At 36.1% G+C, this 20,823-nt stretch carries 18 protein-coding genes and 1 riboswitch; of the genes, 3 read left to right on the forward strand and 15 right to left on the reverse strand.

From position 1 onward, the window contains the following. Nucleotides 1-22: 22 nt before the first annotated feature. Together AC6IWN_RS08060 and AC6IWN_RS08065 are read right to left on the reverse strand one after the other, a co-directional pair. Nucleotides 23-850, reverse strand: a complete 828-nt coding sequence (locus tag AC6IWN_RS08060; RefSeq protein ID WP_497991861.1) for a lytic transglycosylase domain-containing protein — start codon at nt 848-850, stop codon at nt 23-25. Between the two features lie 245 nt (nt 851-1,095). Then, the gene (locus tag AC6IWN_RS08065) at nt 1,096-1,575 is read right to left on the reverse strand and encodes a DUF6803 family protein (RefSeq protein WP_497991862.1); all 480 of its coding nucleotides are present in this window, start codon (nt 1,573-1,575) and stop codon (nt 1,096-1,098) included. A 191-nt stretch (nt 1,576-1,766) separates the two neighbouring features. Here AC6IWN_RS08065 and AC6IWN_RS08070 point away from each other — a divergent pair, with 191 nt between their 5' ends. Beyond that, nucleotides 1,767-2,204 (forward strand): GatB/YqeY domain-containing protein, encoded by a 438-nt coding sequence (locus tag AC6IWN_RS08070; RefSeq protein ID WP_497991863.1) that lies wholly within the window; start codon nt 1,767-1,769, stop codon nt 2,202-2,204. Between the two features lie 282 nt (nt 2,205-2,486). Beyond that, on the forward strand, nt 2,487-3,296 hold the full coding sequence (locus tag AC6IWN_RS08075) for a CsxC family protein (protein ID WP_497991864.1): 810 nt from the start codon (nt 2,487-2,489) through the stop codon (nt 3,294-3,296). Nucleotides 3,297-3,376: 80 nt separating this feature from the next. Here the strand turns inward: AC6IWN_RS08075 and nadC are convergent, their stop codons facing one another. The 7 genes from nadC to AC6IWN_RS08110 all read right to left on the reverse strand — a co-directional run bounded on the left by nadC (nt 3,377) and on the right by AC6IWN_RS08110 (nt 10,764). Further along, entirely contained in the window at nt 3,377-4,234 is an 858-nt protein-coding gene (gene nadC, locus AC6IWN_RS08080; protein ID WP_497991865.1) for a carboxylating nicotinate-nucleotide diphosphorylase, read from the reverse strand. Next, nucleotides 4,197-5,510, reverse strand: coding sequence for an L-aspartate oxidase (locus tag AC6IWN_RS08085; RefSeq protein ID WP_497991866.1), 1,314 nt, complete (start codon nt 5,508-5,510; stop codon nt 4,197-4,199). The genes nadC and AC6IWN_RS08085 overlap by 38 nt, the downstream gene beginning before the upstream one ends. Nucleotides 5,511-5,523: 13 nt before the next feature. Further along, on the reverse strand, nt 5,524-6,432 hold the full coding sequence (gene nadA / locus AC6IWN_RS08090) for a quinolinate synthase NadA (protein WP_497991867.1): 909 nt from the start codon (nt 6,430-6,432) through the stop codon (nt 5,524-5,526). 197 nt (nt 6,433-6,629) lie between these two features. Further along, nucleotides 6,630-6,725: riboswitch (NiCo riboswitch) on the forward strand. 37 nt (nt 6,726-6,762) lie between these two features. After that, a complete protein-coding gene (locus AC6IWN_RS08095; RefSeq protein WP_497991868.1) occupies nt 6,763-7,146 on the reverse strand; it encodes an iron chaperone in 384 nt (127 codons plus the stop codon). A gap of 100 nt (nt 7,147-7,246) precedes the next feature. Beyond that, the gene (locus AC6IWN_RS08100; RefSeq protein WP_497991869.1) at nt 7,247-7,627 is read right to left on the reverse strand and encodes a hypothetical protein; all 381 of its coding nucleotides are present in this window, start codon (nt 7,625-7,627) and stop codon (nt 7,247-7,249) included. 198 nt (nt 7,628-7,825) lie between these two features. Next, the gene (locus AC6IWN_RS08105; RefSeq protein ID WP_497991870.1) at nt 7,826-9,325 is read right to left on the reverse strand and encodes a methyl-accepting chemotaxis protein; all 1,500 of its coding nucleotides are present in this window, start codon (nt 9,323-9,325) and stop codon (nt 7,826-7,828) included. A gap of 263 nt (nt 9,326-9,588) precedes the next feature. Then, nucleotides 9,589-10,764 carry an iron-containing alcohol dehydrogenase gene (locus AC6IWN_RS08110; RefSeq protein WP_497991871.1) on the reverse strand — a complete coding sequence of 392 codons (1,176 nt, stop codon included), beginning with the start codon at nt 10,762-10,764 and terminating at the stop codon, nt 9,589-9,591. A gap of 345 nt (nt 10,765-11,109) precedes the next feature. On the opposite strand from AC6IWN_RS08110, the gene AC6IWN_RS08115 reads away from it, so the two are divergent. Beyond that, nucleotides 11,110-11,718: a hypothetical protein gene (locus AC6IWN_RS08115; protein WP_497991872.1), complete on the forward strand. Its 609-nt coding sequence runs from the start codon at nt 11,110-11,112 to the stop codon at nt 11,716-11,718. A 107-nt stretch (nt 11,719-11,825) separates the two neighbouring features. On the opposite strand, the gene AC6IWN_RS08120 is transcribed toward AC6IWN_RS08115, so the two are convergent. From AC6IWN_RS08120 to AC6IWN_RS08145, 6 genes are all read right to left on the reverse strand, one after another. After that, on the reverse strand, nt 11,826-13,532 hold the full coding sequence (locus AC6IWN_RS08120; protein ID WP_497991873.1) for a bifunctional lysylphosphatidylglycerol flippase/synthetase MprF: 1,707 nt from the start codon (nt 13,530-13,532) through the stop codon (nt 11,826-11,828). 247 nt (nt 13,533-13,779) lie between these two features. Continuing rightward, complete coding sequence (locus tag AC6IWN_RS08125; protein WP_497991874.1) at nt 13,780-14,766, reverse strand: inorganic phosphate transporter; 987 nt, start codon at nt 14,764-14,766, stop codon at nt 13,780-13,782. Nucleotides 14,767-14,776: 10 nt separating this feature from the next. Continuing rightward, nucleotides 14,777-15,391, reverse strand: a complete 615-nt coding sequence (locus AC6IWN_RS08130; RefSeq protein ID WP_497991875.1) for a DUF47 domain-containing protein — start codon at nt 15,389-15,391, stop codon at nt 14,777-14,779. Nucleotides 15,392-15,799: 408 nt separating this feature from the next. After that, nucleotides 15,800-18,172: a GH36-type glycosyl hydrolase domain-containing protein gene (locus AC6IWN_RS08135; RefSeq protein ID WP_497991876.1), complete on the reverse strand. Its 2,373-nt coding sequence runs from the start codon at nt 18,170-18,172 to the stop codon at nt 15,800-15,802. 91 nt (nt 18,173-18,263) lie between these two features. After that, complete coding sequence (gene ilvD / locus AC6IWN_RS08140; protein WP_497991877.1) at nt 18,264-19,985, reverse strand: dihydroxy-acid dehydratase; 1,722 nt, start codon at nt 19,983-19,985, stop codon at nt 18,264-18,266. A 95-nt stretch (nt 19,986-20,080) separates the two neighbouring features. After that, complete coding sequence (locus tag AC6IWN_RS08145) at nt 20,081-20,707, reverse strand: MBL fold metallo-hydrolase (RefSeq protein ID WP_497991878.1); 627 nt, start codon at nt 20,705-20,707, stop codon at nt 20,081-20,083. Between the last annotated feature and the right edge of the window lie 116 nt (nt 20,708-20,823).

Below are 20,823 nucleotides of genomic sequence, written 5' to 3' on the forward strand. Positions count from 1 at the left end.
CAATCTCCATTATGTCACTAATTTATTGGTTGTATTGATTAGTCAATAGGTTTAATACGGTAGGGTTATATGTGATATCCGAATAATTAGAATTATTCGCATTCCCATTCTTCTCTTCTTTTTCATCTTTGTCATCATGCAACAGGATGTCCAAGAACTTTATATAGTCATCATACGAGAAGATGGCATCCAAATCCTGTGTACTATCCACGATATTAGATGAATCCGATCCAAAAAGATATGAATTATTCGTAGCAATCGTTGTTGGAATGGTAACAGAAGCAACATGCAGGGGTTTTGCATCCACAGTATTATCTGAGTCACTTGATTTTGTAGAATAATTATACTTGTCCGATATCTTAACATCAGAATCATTATAATATCCCATAACCTTTTTCACATAATTTTGAGTTTCCTTAAAAGGTGGAATTCCGCCATACTTCGCTACATTTCCGCTACCGGCATTATATGCGGCTAAAGCCAGCTTAATATCACCATCATATTTATCAATTTTTGCAGCAATATATTTTGCACCTGCCATAATATTCTGCTCCGGATCAAAAGCATCCGTAACACCCAAGCCTTTTGCCGTAGCAGGCATTAACTGCATAATACCTTGCGCTCCACAGTGAGAAAGAGCTTTCGGATTAAAGTTAGACTCCTGCTTTCCGATTGCTTTTAATAAATTTACCGGAACGCCATATTTTTCAGCTGCCTTATCAAATATTTGATCCAAACTCTTTGATTCACCTAAATAGGATTCAAAATCTGTTTTCTGGCTACTGACCTTTTGACTACTTTTATTATAATTACCCTGTTCAACATTTGATACACTGTTTATTTTAGCCATAACACCCTCCACTATATCCAATCGTGGCATCACTTTCAATTTAGTATTTGCATTATCACACTTATCCAACATCAATATTAATCCATTACTATAACTTTTTCAAGCCGATTTGATGTTTTTCTACAGATTTAATAAAAAATATTTCAAAAAATGACATTTCACCTCATAATATAGAATTATTATGCTTAAAATAAGTACAGGCTTCCCACATCATGATAAATCATTTTGTAGGAAGCCTGTTATTATTACATCTTTAGCATTAACAAATCCGGATTAATCATACCGAATATCATGGCCACATGTGCTACTACTAAAAATATTCCAACCAATATTGCATGTAATTTTATCTTACCAAGTTGATCTTTCTTTCTTGCTATTAATCCAAGTTCCAGTAAAGTCAGTCCGAAAAACGGAATAATTCCTGCCAAATAAAAACCTACTGCGATCACATCAGCCGGTCCTCTCCATTCGCCTGACTGTGTCAAAGGTATTACTGCATTAATAAACAGATAAACAAAAATACCCATAAAATATAGTCCAGCAAAAATACCAGTTATTTTACTTACCGTTCTTGCCTTACCAGTGAAGTTTCTGGTATAAAGGATCATTAACTCAGTTATTGCAAGTGTCTCAGCACAAATAACCGGTACTGCCATAAAAATCAAAAGATGCCAGGGCTGGCTGGTTGCTAACAACTCCATATAATGTGTCATAGCATTATTCATAAAATTACCTCCATATTTAAAATATGCATTCATTGTAGTCCACTTTTATGGAGATTTTATGGAGAGGTAAAATAAAATAAAATAAAAACTCCTTGATTCATAAATAGATTTACCATATACTAGTCTCTATCAATTGAATAATATTGAATTTATTCAAAATATAACCAATCCCAAGTTAGGAGGTACTTATTATGTTAATGGAACAATTACAGAAAGATATGATCACTGCTATGAAAGCTAGGGACAAGGTTCGTAAGGATGCAATCTCCACCTTGGTCTCTGCGGTAAAGAAGCTTGCTATTGATGAGGGCTGCCGTGACTCCATCCCAGAGGAACTCGTGGATCGCGCTATTCTCAGAGAATTGAAGCTTGTAAAGGAGCAAATGGAATCCTGTCCTGCTGAACGTACTGAATTAAAAGCAGAATATACTGCAACCTTTGATATTATCTCAGAATATGCCCCTACCATGATGTCTGAAGAAGAAATCAGATCATTTATCCTTACTAATTTTTCTGAAGCAGCTGCTACAAAAAATAAAGGCATGATTATGAAAGGTGTAATGGCTGAACTTAAAGGGAAAGCTGACGGAAAATTAATCAACCAAATTGTCGGTGATCTTTGTAAATAATATCGTCATTAGTACACAATATAAATCCTCAGTGAATTAACTTTCGTTAATGAGTATAACGAATAAGATTATCTCATGCGTTAAATCTCTGAGGATTTTGTTCTTTAGCATCTAGTTGCAAATTACCGTATAATCACTTCTTATCTTTGATATTAATATCTTTAATGACATAATAATATAATTTTCTTTATAATATAAGTACATTTTTCGAGTGACTGAATATTATATTGTAGGATATGAAATTTGGTATCCAAATTTTATAATATAAAAAGGAGTCATTATATGAGTAATCTTCATACGAACAATGTAAGTATAGCATCTTATGGTAATCAACCTTGTCCGGGTGGTGAAACGGCTTGTAATGCAGCTGTTCTCAAATCCGATACTCTTACTAATGCAGAAAATTATCCTTGGTTTAAAAAAGAATTTAAACTCCCAAGAGTACTCTCTGAGTTTGTAGTTCAGATCGATACAGAAGCTAAGGTTAAATTAAATGATGTCGCTTATGAGATTAAACGAGTTGAGAAACAAGTATTTTTAACCCAGTGCAGATTCATTCCTCCGACCGATAAGGTTTTCATCGAAGGATATATCAGAAAAAACATTGAATATGCTACAAGACTCTGCTCAAAAGGTCATGGAATCGGTGGCACAATCAGAGATACCACAATACACATTCCTTTTAAAGCATATACAAAGGTTGATTTTGGTTGCACCAAACCTATTATTCATCCTAATCTTCCTCCAATGGTAGCAAGATATTTTGATGAGCATAGAATGGGCAAGAATATTAGAGAAGCTGACAGATCAGACATTGAAATATTCAACGAGCCAGTTTACTGTGAATTAGAGTGGAGTGCTGTATTCGATGCTAATATCGACGACAGAGGAACACCGATTGATGGATTTATTAACGAAGAGGAATTCCAGGAGTATACTGATAAATCTGTTGTTTATCTTTGCATGAAACTTCTTCAAAACCAGCAGGTATGCTTAAGTGACGGACATGGAAAAGAAGAGAGCAGCGATGATTTCCAAACTTCCGATTGGAATTTCCCAATCACTGACATTATTAAAAAAGATAAATACTAATTGCTAGCTGTTACACTTAATGTGTTAAAACGCCCTGCTTCCAATCTTTATCGGAAGCAGGGCGTTTTGTAACTCTTCTATTATTCAATAACCTTAAGATTCTTTAGAGAAAGATCTAGAATCCTGGCGGAATGCGTCAATGCTCCACAGGAGATAAAATCAACACCAATATCAACCAACTGCTCGATTTTTTCCTTTGTTACATTACCGGAGCATTCCGTTTGTGCTAGGTCTCCTACCATTCCCACTGCTTGTTTCATCATCTCGTTACTCATATTGTCGAGCATGATAATATCTGCGCCTCCTTCCAATGCTTCACCTAACATCTCTAAATTTTCAACTTCCACTTCTATCTTTCTTACAAATGGAGCATATTCCTTTGCCATTATAATCGCTTCCTTAACGCCACCTGCCGCATTAATGTGATTATCTTTTAGCAGTATGCCATCCGATAAATTATATCGATGATTATATCCTCCCCCTACTTTCACCGCATATTTTTCAAAGATTCTCATATTCGGCGTAGTCTTTCTGGTATCAAGTAATTTTGTTTTACTTCCTTTTAGCATATCCACTACAATGCGGGTATAACTTGCGATACCGCTCATTCTCTGAAGAAAATTAAGCGCTGTTCTCTCTCCGGATAAAAGAGCTCTAACATCTGCTGATAATTCAGCTAATAATTCCCCGTTTTTTACAGTATCCCCGTCTTTTACAAAAGTGTTTATATTAGCTGTCTGATCCAGTAATGTAAAGACACGCATAAATACGTCAAGCCCTGCGATAACACCATCCTGCTTACATATTAACTGAACGATTCCTCTTTTACTCGTACGAACCACCGCATTCGTTGTGATATCCTCGCCGGTAATATCCTCTTTTAAGGCCTGTAAAATCAAATCATCCGCATTTAATTTTAATGTTATTTCGTTGTTCATGTTGATTTACCCTTTCTATCTCTTTTAATACGATCTCACGATGTTTTCTTCTTAATTGCTCAACATCTCCATAATTCTTAAAATCAATAAATGATTTGGTATCTTTGTTATATGTAAAAGTTGAAGAAATTTGTAATGCTGCTTCCTTGCCAAACACCAAGCTTTCTAATAAGGAGTTGCTGGCTAACCGATTTGCACCATGTACTCCGTTACAGCTTGTTTCTCCTATTGCATATAAACGCTCCATTGATGTTTTACTATATTGATCAACCTCTATTCCACCCATAAAATAGTGCTGTGCAGGTGTTACTGGTATTGGATCCTTTGTAATATTAATTCCCTCTTCCATGCAGCGTTGATATATATTCGGAAAACGCCTGACAATCATATCACCGGATAAATGAGCCAAAGATATCCATACATGTCTACTCTTTTCTTTATTCATCTGTTCCAATATTTTCTGTGTTAGCAGATCTCTGGGTAATAATTCATCCACAAAGCGTTCCTTCTTTGCATTCAACAAGTGTCCGCCCTCGCCTCTCACTGATTCGGATATTAAAAATCTTCTACCCGGAGTATTCGAATAGAGCGTAGTCGGATGGATTTGAATATAGTTAAGATTTCTTAACGAAACCCTATGCTTTATTGCAAGCGCAATTGAATCACCGGTCAGATGAGGGTAATTCGTTGAATCCTGATATAATCCACCAATCCCACCGGTTGCAAGAATCGTATAACTTGCATCCACTCTTAATATTCGATCTTCCTTGGTTCGCAGTATAACACCATTACAACGATTATTGAAACAGATTAAATCCAACATCTCGGTATCTTCTAATATCGTTATATTGCTTCTACCCCTCACCTGGTTGATTAATTTCTGTGTAATTTCCCGACCGGTTATATCTTTATGATATAAGATTCTAGATGTCGAATGTGCACCTTCCTTTGTATATAAAAGTTTGCCGTCTCTTTGTTCAAATTCTACTCCATAACAGATCAAATCATCAATTACTTGAGCGGACTTTCGAATCATCTTTCTCACAGAAGCCGGATTATTCTCATAGTGACCCGCCTTCATTGTATCTTCATAAAAACTGTTAAAATCATCTTCCTGCTTCAGTACACAGATTCCTCCCTGCGCGAGATAGGAATCACTCATCTCAATCGTACTCTTTGTAATCAATGTTATCTTATTATCCTCAGGTAGGTTAAGCGCACAATATAAGCCTGCCACTCCGGTTCCTATAATTACAACATCCGTTTCTATCATCATGATATATCACCTCTTATTTCGCCAATTCAAGCATTCTTTCCAATGGCAAATTAGCCTTGGTGTAAAGCTCCGGCCTTAATTCTACTTCATTATTCATTAGCTCCAGCTGTTCTAATACTTTTTGTACCGTAATTCGTTTCATATTAGGGCAGAACTGTCTATGTCCTACAGAATAGAATTTCTTTTTCGGGTTTTTCAGCTCCAATTCATAAAGTACCCCCATCTCCGTACATATGATAAATGCCTCTGAGCTGCTCTTTGTGGCAAAATCAATAATACCTGATGTACTTCCGATATAATCAGCGATCTCTAATACATCCCAAGTACATTCAGGATGCGCCAGGATTAGTGCATGCGGATGAGCTGACTTTGCCTTTTCAACATTGTCCCTAGAGATACTGGTATGAACATGGCAAAATCCATCATTTATAATAAAATTCTTTTCCGGAACCATATTTGCAACGTAACGACCGAGATTGCCATCCGGAATGAAATAGATATTCTTATTTGGTAACTCTTTCACGATTTTCAACGCGTTTGCAGAGGTCACGCATACATCAGAATGGGCTTTGATTTCCGCCGTCGAATTAATGTACACAACTACAGCCACATCCTCATACTGCTTCCTTACCTCATTAATTTTATCGATATCTGCCATATGAGCCATAGGACAATCCGCATAGCTATCCGGCATAATTACAGTTTTATGAGGGTTTAAAAGTTTTGCACTTTCTCCCATAAAGGATACCCCACAAAATAGTATAGTATCTTGAGGAACCTCCGTCGCAATCTTACTAAGGTAATAAGAATCTCCGACATAATCTGCAAGTGCCTGAATCTCGCCATCAGTATAATAATGTGCCAAAATAACTGCATCCTTTTCTTTTTTTAACTCCTGTATCCGTGTTATGACTGTATCCACTTTATTATCCTCCTTTATTACGGATATTTCCACGATTATAGCACATGAATATCCATCTGACAAGACACATGTAAACTTATTATATTAACAGTAGGGTAAGGAAAGAACGGATTATGCGAAATGTTTCCTTCCAAAACAACAAGCAAAATCGCCAAATGTTAATATAATATATTAGAAGCAAATAACAACTGCATTTAAAACTTTAATGAACAGGCGATAATCCTTCCTGATTATAGAGCCGGGCCTCCTAATATGGCAGCAGATGAAGTAAAAAGAATATCCGCGGGACAGTACTATGTCCCGCGGATATTCTTTTTAATGATAATAAAATTACTTTTTATTCTTTAATTTTGAAGCTTCTATATTCTCAATCACTCTGTATTTCACAATTCTACGAATTAAATCAAGAGGGATCGGTTGATCAATCGGAAACCGAACTGCCCCCTTCGAACTTTTGTATTTTGATAACTCGTCTTGAAATGCGTCAATGCCGCTAGGTGCTGGATAAAAACCAATGTGTTTTTTAAACGCAGCAAAGTGTACCACATAACCATTTAAATAATAACTGGGCATTTGATAACTGATTTTTTCTTCAGCTTCAGGTGCAGCCCCAACGATTATTTCCCTAATCTCCTTCAAGATGTCCTGAATATAAGGCGGAAATTGTTTAATATATTCATCTACATTAGTAAAAGATTTTGTATTCTCATTCATAGTATTTATCCTCCTAGTATGATATGATTTTTATTGATATGTTCTTGCTTAATGAATAAATTTATTTTATCATTTCATATCAATTTCATCAACCATACCGTTAAGCACAGTATTCAACATATAATGCTATTGTAACCTTTAATTTTCTTCTCTTTAATTGACTATATGTCACATCCTCCACAGTACAATCAAGCTTATCACCAAACTCATCATTCGCATCAAATGGAACACTAACAAAATGATTAAAAAACACTTTCTTTTTTACTACATAAATTTTTTTGCTTTTTTTTGAGCAGTTTAAATTAAGATTAATAAATATCAAACCATCAAACAATAACTTTTTTTCTGTTATAATCTGTTCTTGGGTACCTGGTTCCCCTATTGTAATTAATTGATGCTTTAAGATAGATGCGTCAACCTTATCCGCTATTATTTGATTCTCTCCTATGATAGTGCACGGTACTTTGATATGAAAGAACACATTGAAATGAGTAGAGTATTTTGAGGGATTTGGATTATCACGAATAGTTGGTGGTATTGAATTTCTTTCTTCTATAGAAATCCCCTCTATTCCCGTTAATACTATGATACTATTATATGCGATTGTATTCCTTCTAACTACTTTTCTAATATTGGTATTATATATGCGAAGCTACCCTAATTACCAATTTATAATTGTTTAATTTATATCATAACCGGTAGAGTATAATATCATTTCATTTAACTGCATCGACATACTCTTAATTTCATGAATTGCTCTCTTGATTTCAAGTATGTCGCTGTTTTCATTCTCTATCGTGGCCAGAATCTCTTCATTCGAGGCGGAGTGTTCCTCAGATATACTTGCAATATTACCTACCCTCTCCTGTACCTGAATGAAGCGATCCAGAATATTAGCGATTTTTTGTCTCTCTGTTTCCAATAGTTCAAAAGTTTCATTGATTGCACTTTCAACTTCCGAAAAATATTTTACAACTTCATTCAATACTTGATTACCCGCAATAACGGCTTGCTCTCCTTTATTTACTGTATCCACCGCATCTGCGGAGTTTTCCGATATGATATCAGTGATCTCTTGAATCTTTGTAGTAGTTGAGGCACTTTGCTCGGCAAGCTTGCGAACCTCCCCTGCCACAACTGCAAATCCTTTTCCATGTTCTCCTGCTCTTGCTGATTCTATGGATGCATTTAAAGATAAAAGATTGGTCTGTTGCGATATCTGAGAGATTCCCTCTAAAAAGCTGTTAATCACCTCAATATTTGTCTGAAGAACGGTCACGGTAGAAAGAGCAGCACTAACTGCATTATTTATCGTATTCATCTTTTCGCTCATGGCTTTCATCTTTTCAGTGCCACCAGCTACTTTTTTTGATATCAACTTAGAATTTGAGGATATCTGTTTTGAAATCTCCTTCGTTGAATGTACCTCATTGATTGCTTCCGACATGTTACTATTTATTTCAAAAATACTTTCTGCCTGATGACCGGTTCCGACTGCGATTTCATGCATTGTTTTTTTCGTCTCTTGGCTTGACTCTACAATAGAATTCATATTCTGATCTAATTGTGATACATTCTTAATTAAAACCGAAGAGGTATCTTCCACGCCACTGATTGTTATCTGCAGTTTGGATAATAGCTCATTTACCTCTTTTTCTTTCGCTGTTGCCTTTTTAATAATACTACTACCCCAACGATTTGAAAAATAAATCACTAAAAACATACTATTAATCATTAACAACGCGGATAGTAAAAAGCTGACCGGTCTCTCCATATTGAATAGTATCTTGCTATCAATCGAATAAATAACAACATATGTAACATTCAGAATTACGCAATATGAAATTAATAATCTAGAGGAATAATAAAGACATAATATAACGATGGATGCAGAGATTGTGAAATTGGTACTTTGATCCGAAGAATCATCAATTAGTGCCATAACAGAGGCAGCAAGGATAATGATGCTATAGATAAAGCCCTTGACCTGACTGGGTATGGGAATAAAAAAAAGCACTACAACCACAATTGCAGTAGTAAACACAGGAATTGAAAGATCTATTCCTTCGGATATTGTATTTCCAACAAAGTTATAAATCGTAGTAAGCAAGCACACGGCCAATATAATACAGGTTGAGACAAAATCAGCTTTTTTGAAGTTATAAATATTTTTACTCATAATATTCCCCTTTGTACATTTATACTCTCTTTTGTATAGTGTTTCTTACAATATTTGATAAATGTTTTATGCATATATTACCACTACTGGATTACAATGTAAATATTTAACTGTAATAAATTTGTATATTTTTGTATAAAAAAATCGCTGTAGAATATTTTTTCACTAATTATGATTAGGGTGTTCAAAAGTCCTTATAACTTTCGGTTCACTCAAATCATACAGTAAAAAGAATAATTCTACAGCGATTTAGTTACTTATATTTATAGCATTAATCGATAAATGTTTGTTACATCAGTCTCGTTCAATTTTACAAAATTACCTACTGTTCCATTACGAACATCGCCAAAACAAGCGGTATGCGCCATTTTTTCAATATCTTCTTCCTTGGCACCAAGCTCATTAAAGGTCAAAGGCATCCCAATTGAATGCAGAAATCTCTTAAAGTTTTCTATTCCTGCTTTCGCAGTATTTTCAGGATTTTCAAAATCCATCTGACAGCCCCATACACGAACTGCAAGCTGAGCAAATCGATTTACATTATGATTCATGTTATATGCCATCCAAGCAGGGAATACTGCCGCGAGACCGGCACCGTGTGCACAATCGTAAGTTGCTGAAAGCTCATGTTCAATGTCATGACTTGCCCAGTCTTGGGATCTACCCACACCACAGGAGTTATTATGTGCCATCATTCCTGCCCACATAACATTTGCTTGTGCATCATAATTATCAGGATTCTTTACCGCACGCGGTCCTTCTTTGACCATAGTAAGTAATAAGCCTTCGATCAAACGATCTGTAACTTCTACTTCCTTTGTATTTGTAAAGTATCTCTCAAGCAAATGCGCCATAATATCAGTGATACCGCATGCAATCTGATAAGGAGGAAGTGTCTGTGTCAGTGAGGGATTTAGTATTGAAAAGCTTGGACGTAATGCCTCGCCTGACGCTCCACGCTTATACATTCCCTCTTCATTCGTAATAACGGTATTTGGAGAGCCTTCACTTCCTGCCGCAGCGATTGTGAGAATTGTACCGATTGGTAACGCTTTTGTTACAGGTTTTCCTTGATAGAAATCCCAAAAATCTCCTTCATAAACAGTACCCGCTGCAATCGCTTTTGCTGAATCTATGGAACTTCCTCCGCCGACAGCAAGAACAAAATCCACCTTCTCTTTACGGCATAGTTCTATACCTGTATAAACCAAACCACTTCTAGGATTAGGTTTTACCCCTCCCAATTCAACGAACTCAATACCTTCACTGCTTAATGATGCTTTCACTCTATCTAGTAACCCGGAGCGAACAACGGATCCGCCGCCGTAATGAATTAACACCTTACTTCCTCCGAAGCGTTTTACATACTCAGCGGTATTATTCTCTTCTCCCTTACCGAATACAAAATAAGTCGGACTATAAAAAACGAAATTTTCCATTCAAATGACCTTCACTTTCTAAATGTAATAGTTATATTATATATTGAAAAAAGAATAATACAAGTATCTATCCATAAAAAACAAGAAACGACATGAAAAAAGGAACTTCATCTGATAGGGATTCTATTCTGTCGATGCGGAACTTCTATTCTATGCTGCATATAATAGAATTAGAACATAATCAATGATAAACATAATTAGTGATAAACATAATCAGCGATAAACATAATCAGTAAAGAAATTATTGTGAATTTGAAAAACATAATTCACAGGCACTAACCAACACAATGGGCAGGCAGAACTATTACAAAGTGTATGCCTGCTTAGATTAATATGAGGAAGGGTATGGTGATTTTTATGAATCAATTTGGAATGTCATCACAGGGATTACAGTTACTAAGTGAAAATGTTATGAGAGTTGAAAACGCTGTAATTGAGCAGGTAAATGTAAATAATAATAGATCCGGATATATTTTGATATCAATTGGCAATTCGGATCAGAATGGCCAGAATACTCTTGATCAAATCAGGCTAAATATCAGCAGAAATACGATGATCATAAGTGAAAATGGTGAACCTATGAACATAGATGAATTAGCAAATGGAATGCGTATCGATGCTGAATTCTCTTCAGCAATGACCCGTAGTATTCCTCCACAGTCTAATGCTTATCGTATTATCGTATTAGCAAACGAACTCGGTGTAGCTATCACAGTTGATCGTGTAGTAAGTGTAGATACGGATAATGGTTTTCTTACCACAGGTAATCCATATGATATCAACGAACAGTTCATATTTACAATCTCTGAAGACACAACAATAATTGATCAAAATGGTAGGAACATTCCATTAGCCAATGTCCAACCAGGTAAGATGGTGAATGTTGAGCATGCTACGTTCCAGACAATGAGTATTCCCCCTCAAAGCCCGGCTTATTTTGTTCAAGTACTTTGATATAAAAAGAAATATCTACACAATTTTAAAAAGTGATATTGTTTCACACACACTGATTGGAAGAATATACTTTACTCCACGTGTGTAAGAGACAATATCACTTTTATCTAAAATATTGATTTAAGCTGCGTTAATATAAAATCAGTAACACCCTTAGGATTTTGTGCCTTAATGACCGAGTACGCTATCTTAGGAGTAAAGATTTTTGGATAAAATACAAGATATCTGGACTCCCAGGAGGTTGGTCCGTATTTTTTCTTATATTGATGTAAGGTTTTAAACCCATAAAAGTTGTTCAGATTTTCATAAACAAACTCCAATATTTTGCTGGCCCTTTTTCCGTCTTCTGCAACATTTGCTAGTGGCGCAAGACCAAGAGTGCCCCATTTTACTCCTTCTGATTTCATCTGTGCAAATGCTTCTATGGTTATTTTCTCCATAACACCAATCGGTGCATCATTTCTACGTCTTGTCACATCTGCGTAATAACCTTTTCCGCCTTCGAACGGAACAAATACAATAAATCCAAGCATATTGTTTTCATTATCATATGCAGCAAAATATCTTCGATCCATTGGGTTCTCCAAGGATATCGACCCCAACATAAAGCTTAATTCGCTACTCTTTTTATTATCCAGCCATTCTTTCGAAATATGATGTATCTGGCTTTCAATTGCTTTATCCCTTTTCTCATGAGGTTTATACTCCGATACAGTAACTCCATAAGCAGCAACATGATTAATTGCTTGACGTATCTTTGCTGTTTTTTTACCACTAAGTTGATAGTTTTCCAGATCAAACATTGCTTCTTCACCGTATTTTATATACCCAAACCCTAATTGCGAATATAATGTTAGATTATTACCCATGGTTTGACAGAAGCAGATATTTAGCTCATTTTCTTTACAATAGGTTATGAACTCAGTAATGAGGAGCGGCATATCTTCTACTGAGCTGACCGGGTCTCCGGCACATACCGCTACACCGGCAGTTATTACGTAGGTAATTACACCGTCTACATTTTTTCCAAAATAATATTTTTTATCATCTTCCAAGGACACATACGATATCGGATTGTCTGCATATTGATGTAATAGCTTTCTCACCTTCTCTTTATCGATTGCAGTTATAATTGGTTGATAAATTAATGGTTTTAATATAAACGCTAATATTGTTATGATACCAATCCAATTAATCGCAATGGAGGATTTCACAAAGAATAGTTCTCTATTTGATAAATCTCCAAGAATATTCGGGTCAATATAAAATAATGTTTTAAGCGTATAGCGAAATGCACATTCCATATCATGTAATCTTGTTATTCTCATCTTCAATACAAAAATCGTAAAACAAGTATTTAGAAAAACTAGAGCGCACACTAAAAGTGCCATAAGCATTCCATTCCGTAAACTGATTGGGTTGGAGGCTCTCTTAAATTCTTTGTAATTCAACGTCAAAATTAAAATAATGATCAATTCGATAACGGCAATATGCATGGATAACCGGGTATGATTTGTGATATGCATAATAACAGAAGCCACTAAAAAACAAATCGATATTACCCAAGCCATTCGCATTCTTTTGTACAGACGATAACTAATGAAAATGAAACCAAAGCCAACAATAATTGACAACAATCTGTGAACTGCAAGATCCCTAGGTATAAAAAAAGAATAATAATCCTTAACTCGATGTAAGAATTGAAAACGCTGATAAGGCGTAAATAGTATGTTACCCAACCCCAATAATGAATTAAGTATTACCGCAATAATGATTGATATATTCGTAATAATCATACGCTTTGATTTCTTCATATTTTACACATCCTGACTCATAATAATATTAATATAAGTAGATTAGTACTTAATGTTATTTCAGTAGATAGAATAACAATATTTCACAAAAACATGCTTACATAAATTGTTATATTTCTATAGACTTCATATAACTATACACTTTGATGATAAGTTTTTCAACAGAATAAATGAGCTGTTACAAATTATTTATTTTGTAACAGCTCATTTGTCTATCTAAAAATATACTAGATTAGTTTAATATATATTATAGAAAAAGCTTAAATATCGAAAATACTCCAGCAGAGAGTATAATTGTTACCGGGATGGTAATAACCCATGCGGATACCATTCTCTTAGCTGTGCTCCATTTTACACCTTTCACACGGTTAGCAGCACCTACACCCATGATGGATGAAGAAATTACATGAGTTGTACTAACTGGCTGATGCATCAAGGTTGCAACTTGAATGATTATTGTAGAAGATAAATCAGCTGCTACTGCATTTACCGGTTTAAGCTTCATAATCTGAGTTCCGACTGTCTTAATAATACGCCATCCACCAACACTTGTTCCTAATGCCATAGCCATTGCACATGCTATCTGAACCCAGTGCTGGATTGTCATATCTTTTTGATATCCACCAATTACAAGTGCCATCGTAATAATACCCATTGACTTTTGAGCATCATTCGTACCATGGGAAAAAGCCTGTAGTGCAGCAGTTAATATCTGAAACAATCGAAAGCCTCGGTTTGCTTGTCCCAAGTTAGCCTTCTTAAATAGAATCTTAATAATAGAATACATAATATAACCAACCGTAAGTGCTAAAAGCGGGGATAAGATCAGGAATAATATAATTTTTTCAAATCCATGATACTTAATTGCAGTTACACCTGCATCTGCTAATGCTGCACCTGCTAAGGATCCAATCAACGCATGGGAGGAACTACTTGGAATCCCGAAATACCATGTGAACAAGTTCCATACAATTGCGGAGATCATGGCTGCCATCATTATAGCTGTTCCATTTGCCACCGTATTTAAGTCAACAATCTCGCTCGCAATCGTCTTAGCTACACCGGTAAATAATATAGCACCTAAGAAGTTACAGATTGCTGCAAGAATAATTGCATATTTCAGTTTTAATGCTTTCGTTGATACTGTTGTAGCAATTGCATTCGCTGTATCATGAAAACCATTAATAAAATCGAAAGTTAATGCCAGAAGAACAATTACAATAGTAACTAACATATTTGTCCTCCTACATATTCTTCATTACGATAATGTCCAAAGTCTTAGCAACGGCTTGGCATGCGTCAACGGAGCTTTCTAACATCTCATACAGATCCTTAAACTGAATAATTTTAACGGCATCTGTATATTTCGTAAATAGTTCTCTGATTGCCTGACGCTCCGTGCTATCACAGATCTCTTCATGTGTTTTTACATTGATAGTATGTTCTCTGATCTTCTTGATCTGCTTCGTTGCAAGAAGCTCAATTGCAATAAGTAACTCAGAAGTACAAACACCGATGTTCTTTCTGAACTCGAGCATATACTCATCTGCTTCCGTTAATCCGTACATATCAAAATAAATAGCGATTTCTTCTAATTCATCAACAACATCATCCATCTTCTCAGCGATCATTAAAATATCTTCGTGATCAAGTGGTGTAATGAATGCATGATTTAATTCAACGTTCAATGCATGAACTACGGTATCCCCTTTTTTCTCGTAGTCTTTAATCTTTTCAGCAAATACCTTTAGATCAGTCGTTGAAGCAATTTCAAATGTACTGAAGGTATCACCGCACTCTTTTAAATTCTGAGCGATCTCCAATAATAAAGACATAATTTTATCTGGCTTTGTTTTCATAACTTTTCCTCCATTGAATCTTATTCATGATAAGATTAGCATAATGCTATATGTACTTGGCCGCCTTTGGCTCAAATAGCGATGTAACTATTTGAAGAAATACAACCTTAACAATATTATCACACTTATTTTTGAAATTCAATTGTACTTTGTGTTAATTATGAAAAACTTATGTGAAATGTATGTAAAATAATTTCACATTTCTATATGAAAGTGAAAAAAACTATCAATTCATCAATAATTTACATATTTTTGTTTAGAGAAAAAGCATGTTATATCTCATTATTAACAGTCCATTTAATGGTATTTTAACTGATAATTTCATGATATAACATGCTCTATATTAACTGCTTATTCAATTTATAACGATTATTCTTATATCAACAAAGAATATTTAATTATTACATTTTACACATATACCAAAACCTTGTAATGAACACCGCTCTGAATATTCTTAATTACATTCCCCTCAACCGGTCTTCCATCCAAGTAAACCTCTGTTTCCTCGTTGTCTTCTTTTCGAATAATTTTAACATCAAAGATGGCACCACGAAAACTACGTTTTATTTGCGCTGATTTCCATTCGAGCGGTAGCTGCGGATTCACCCTTAATCCATCAACACAGCCCTGTAATCCAAATAACCCATCAATCAGGCAACGATAATACCAAGAAACGGTACCTGTATTGAACAGATGGCTAGATCGTCCTGCTGTTCTAGGTATCTGCCGATATGCTCCACGGTAATAATTTGGAATAAAGACTGGAAGCTGTCCTCTTTGGATAATATCCTCGGTATCAGAGCCTGGTAACATTTTACGTAGTAATCGATATGCATTCTCCTTTTCACCGACATGGTAAAGTGCATAGATATAGAAAGCTGCAGCGTGGTTATACACCGCTCCGTTTTCCGCTGACCCGGGATGCTTTTGCGTAACACGTCCGACATCCTCCCTCATCGACGTATAGGAGGGGGCTAATTTCTCTACTCCATAAGGTGTTTCTAACTGCTCCTTTACTGCACTCAGCAATTTTTCCTTCTGAATCTCATTCGGAGCCCCGCTAAGCAGCGCCCAGCCCTGTGGATTTAAGTATATTTTACCTTCCTTATCATCACTGATGCCGAATACTACATTATCATCAGTAATTCCTCTTGCGTACCAATCCCCATCCCATAAATAGATATTTATGATCTGGTTCATTTGTTCTGCTTCCTTCTGAAAGATCTTTGAAGTTGTTGAATGACCATATTTATCACAGATATCGGCCCATATAATAAGAGCATATGCAGTAGCAATTGTTAACCACCCCGATATCCCTTTGCCTTTATAGCCAACCATATTCATCGGATCACACCAATCTCCCTGACGAATATAATTAAGTCCTCTCTCATCTCTGTCGTTAATCAACCAATCCATACCACGGTTAATATGTTCATATATAGATACGATTTCTGTAGAATCACTAAAAGGTACTTTTTCATCAAGAATGGAATAATCATTTGTCTCCTCAAGATAAGCGCCAAGACAAATGGACAGCCACACACAGTGATCAGAATGAGGTACCTGATTTATATATTTTAACTCCGCATTTTCATGAAGAATAATTCCATCAGGCATAGAGCCGTTCTGCTTTTGCTGACTTAATGCAAGCAAAAAAGCATCTCTGGTAACCTGAGGCTTAATATAGCTCATACCCATATTATCCTGTAGATAATTACGAGTTTGTGGATCCGTTGTCAAACGATTGGTAATTCCATGATAATACATCTGACGTGGTAACCAGTGATTTACAAAGTTATCAAGATCCTTATCCGGAGTATTGATCTCGATGCAACCCACTCCTTCTCCAATATATTCCCTGTATTTTGCAAGCTCAATTTGAAAACCATCTCGTCCGCTCCAATCGCGTTTTTGGAAATATTTCTTTCGTATATTTCCAACCTCTTCTTTATCTTTTGAAGGACCGAATATAAAGCGATATTCCTCTTCCTGCTCCGGTTCCAACTCAAGGCGATATTGCATCACTGCTACAGGCATCTCATAACGAGCATCCCCTTTTGATAATAACTTTTGCTTAACTCCGGTAGGATTCGTGATTCCACCTTCTCCTTCGAACACCTCGTGATTTACTTCCCAGGAATTTGGTTCTGATTCGGCTAATAGAAATGTCTGATCCTTAAATTCCTTTATTGTATAATAATCTGCATATTTTTGATATGGTGTAATGGAAGAGCAAATAATAGCCTGCAAATCTTCATGAAATTCGCCGGATTGGTTCATCCAAGACATATAACCAACTGTAAAATACGGATATATGCTTATTCTACGATGATTCGATGATAAATTTTTAACCTTAATTGTCCAAAGCTCCATCGGATCTTCTTTGGGAAGGCTTAATTTCATCTCGATTTGAATGCCGCCGCTTGCTAACTTCCATATAATATCATCCTTACCTACGGAAAAATTATATTCTTCATAGGGCACCCGCATCGGTTCGTACGGTGCAGAAAACACTTCACCGCTTTCCTCATCTTTAACAAATACAAATCTACCCGGATGATGTGCATAATATGGCTGTTCCGGTTGCATAAAGGTTTTAGCTTCCAGATTCGGAGAATGAGAATATTTTGCAGGCTCCGGTTGCATAAATTGGGCGATTGCATATCCTCTGCAATTTGCCTGTATCATCATGGATTCATTCCATAAAAAACCGGAGGCCTTAGGAAGACTCGTAGGGTCGGTCAATTGATAATATCTATTATCGTCTGTTGCTTTTATCATACTTTACCTCCTGATATATGTGTTGGTTTAAGATCGAGGTAGTAATACCTCGATCGATATACATTACGTGAATATGTTATATAAGTATATATTAACACAGCATATAACCGCCCTTCATAGCAGATACGGCTAACTTGGTATAGACCGCTAATGCTCCTTTTTTGTATTTTGGCTCAGGCTTCTTCCAAGCTGTTTTTCTTAACGTTAAGATTTCATCAATCTCATCTTTGGCACAGGTCTTACCATCCACTCCAATTATATTGATACTTCTTGAAGGGATATCAATCTCGATTAAATCATTTTCCTGAACAAATGCTATTGGGCCGCCTTCACTTGCTTCAGGAGATATATGTCCGATCGCTGGTCCTCTTGTCGCTCCCGAGAATCTTCCATCCGTAATTAATGCGGTAGTGGATGCAAGTTCCGGATCAGATGCAATCGCTTCCGTTGTATAGAACATCTCCGGCATACCGGAGCCTTTGGGTCCTTCATAGCGAATAAATACAGCATCTCCAGGCTTAATATCCTTCTTTAAAACTGCGGCGATGGCTTCTTCTTCACTATCAAACGGTCGTGCTCTAAGTACTACTTGAAGCATCTCTTTTGAGATTGCAGAATGTTTAACAACCGCTCCCTCCGGTGCAAGATTGCCTCTTAGAATTGCAATTGCACCTTCTTTTTGAATTGGATTCTCATAGGATCTTATCACATCTTCCTTATTAATATTTCTTTCATTTAAATATTTGTAACACCTTTCATAAAATCCACTTTTCTTTAAATCTTCCAGATTTTCACCCAATGTTTTACCGGTTACCGTCATAACATCAAGGTGAAGATGCTCTTTAATTTCTTCCATTATACCTGGAACCCCGCCTGCATACCAAAAATACTCTCCTGGGTAAAATCCACTTGGTCTGATATTAAGTATATACGGAATTTTACGATGAATCTCATCAAAGGTATCCGGATTAATGTCGATATCCAGTTCATATGCGATCGCAGGAATATGAATCAAAGAATTACTAGAGCCTGCAATCGCAGCATGTACCATAATTGCATTTTCAAAGGCTTCCTTAGTCATGATCATTGATGGCTTTAAATTCTGTTTAGCTAGTTTAAGCGCAAGTTCTCCTGCCTGTCCGGCATATTTCTTTAGCTCCAGTGCTGTTGCAGGCATAAGAGCGGTTCCAGGCATTGCCATTCCAAGTGCCTCAGCCATCACCTGCATCGTGCTTGCGGTTCCCATAAACGAACATGCCCCACAAGAAGGGCAAGCGTTGTGCTTAAAGTACTCAAATTCCTTTTCTGATATTTCATTTCTCTCAAATTTAGCACTATAAGTTCCGATCTGCTCTAGTGTCAACATATCCGGTCCTGCTTGCATAATACCACCGGTTAAAATCACCGCCGGCATATCAAGTCTTGCAATCGCCTGTAGATGCGCGGGCATACCTTTATCACAGCTGGCAATGAAAACGCCTGCATCAAATGGAGTTGCACCAACATGGATTTCAATCATATTAGCGATATATTCCCTGGATGCTAAAGAGTAATTCATACCGTCATGCCCCTGTGCCTGACCGTCACAGATGTCGGTCGCAAAATACTTCGCCGCTCTTCCACCGTTATCCATAACACCTTGATATGCTTCCTGAACCAAAACATCTAAATGTGCACTTCCGGGATGACTATGTCCAAAGGTGCTTTCAATGATAATCTGTGGTTTTGATAACTCTTCAACTTTCCATCCCATTCCGATACGAAGCGGATCCATCTCCGGTGCCTTCACTCTTAATTCCTGACTTCTTAACATGTTGTGCTCCTTTTTATCATCACTAAATAATGTGATTTTACTAATCCATATATTTTTTTCTATTAAAAAATACGTGTGTTCCATATTATATGATTTTAAAACTCTATTTTTAAATCTTTTCTTTTTACCGGATTACTATGGGACGGACAAATCCATTCAAAATCCATTGTTCTTAATAACTCAACCGATTTTTTTATCGCTGCATGATCCCAATTCATAAAGGAAGGAGTAATTTTAATTACTCCGTGATTGACACGAAATAAATCACCGGTAAATACAGCATTTTTATAATGAAAAATTGTATGACCAGGTGTGTGTCCAGGAGCATGTACCGCATTAATCTCTCCAAATTTATTACATATACTATAATCACCGCTTATGCTTGGTTCCTCTGGATGAATAACGAGTTGTAGGATTCTCTTAATTCCTTCTCGCTTCTTGTCACCTCTTATATATGGGATATCCAGATGAGGCGCCCAAACTTGTGCCTGTGTTTTATCCTGAATTAATTTAACATTACCAATATGATCGATATCATGATGTGTTAACAGTACTTTCTTGATATCCTTAATTGAAACACCCAATTGATTTAATTCCGTAAGTATTTTTGTAGCTAAACCGGGTAATCCGCTATCGATTAAAATCATCTCCTGCCCTTTGACTAGATATACACGACTACCTTTTGAGCAATCAAGTAGAAATATTTCCTCTGTAATCTGCATGTTTCCCCCCCTTTATAGATTTACATTATATATTAGGATAACTTTTACTTGTAGGTTGTCCGGATATAATTAATAGCTTTATATGACAGTTATATCAAATACATATTACCGTATCA

This window comes from Variimorphobacter sp. HTMS_6 (genome assembly GCF_059717775.1).

Coding starts and splice junctions, on each gene's coding strand:
- AC6IWN_RS08060 (WP_497991861.1), bottom strand. CDS start 850: ATGGCTAAAATAAACAGTGTATCAAATGTTGAACAGGGTAATTATAAT.
- AC6IWN_RS08065 (WP_497991862.1), bottom strand. CDS start 1,575: ATGAATAATGCTATGACACATTATATGGAGTTGTTAGCAACCAGCCAG.
- AC6IWN_RS08070 (WP_497991863.1), top strand. CDS start 1,767: ATGTTAATGGAACAATTACAGAAAGATATGATCACTGCTATGAAAGCT.
- AC6IWN_RS08075 (WP_497991864.1), top strand. CDS start 2,487: ATGAGTAATCTTCATACGAACAATGTAAGTATAGCATCTTATGGTAAT.
- nadC (WP_497991865.1), bottom strand. CDS start 4,234: ATGAACAACGAAATAACATTAAAATTAAATGCGGATGATTTGATTTTA.
- AC6IWN_RS08085 (WP_497991866.1), bottom strand. CDS start 5,510: ATGATGATAGAAACGGATGTTGTAATTATAGGAACCGGAGTGGCAGGC.
- AC6IWN_RS08095 (WP_497991868.1), bottom strand. CDS start 7,146: ATGAATGAGAATACAAAATCTTTTACTAATGTAGATGAATATATTAAA.
- AC6IWN_RS08105 (WP_497991870.1), bottom strand. CDS start 9,325: ATGAGTAAAAATATTTATAACTTCAAAAAAGCTGATTTTGTCTCAACC.
- AC6IWN_RS08110 (WP_497991871.1), bottom strand. CDS start 10,764: ATGGAAAATTTCGTTTTTTATAGTCCGACTTATTTTGTATTCGGTAAG.
- AC6IWN_RS08115 (WP_497991872.1), top strand. CDS start 11,110: ATGGTGATTTTTATGAATCAATTTGGAATGTCATCACAGGGATTACAG.
- AC6IWN_RS08120 (WP_497991873.1), bottom strand. CDS start 13,532: ATGAAGAAATCAAAGCGTATGATTATTACGAATATATCAATCATTATT.
- AC6IWN_RS08125 (WP_497991874.1), bottom strand. CDS start 14,766: ATGTTAGTTACTATTGTAATTGTTCTTCTGGCATTAACTTTCGATTTT.
- AC6IWN_RS08130 (WP_497991875.1), bottom strand. CDS start 15,391: ATGAAAACAAAGCCAGATAAAATTATGTCTTTATTATTGGAGATCGCT.
- AC6IWN_RS08135 (WP_497991876.1), bottom strand. CDS start 18,172: ATGATAAAAGCAACAGACGATAATAGATATTATCAATTGACCGACCCT.
- ilvD (WP_497991877.1), bottom strand. CDS start 19,985: ATGTTAAGAAGTCAGGAATTAAGAGTGAAGGCACCGGAGATGGATCCG.
- AC6IWN_RS08145 (WP_497991878.1), bottom strand. CDS start 20,707: ATGCAGATTACAGAGGAAATATTTCTACTTGATTGCTCAAAAGGTAGT.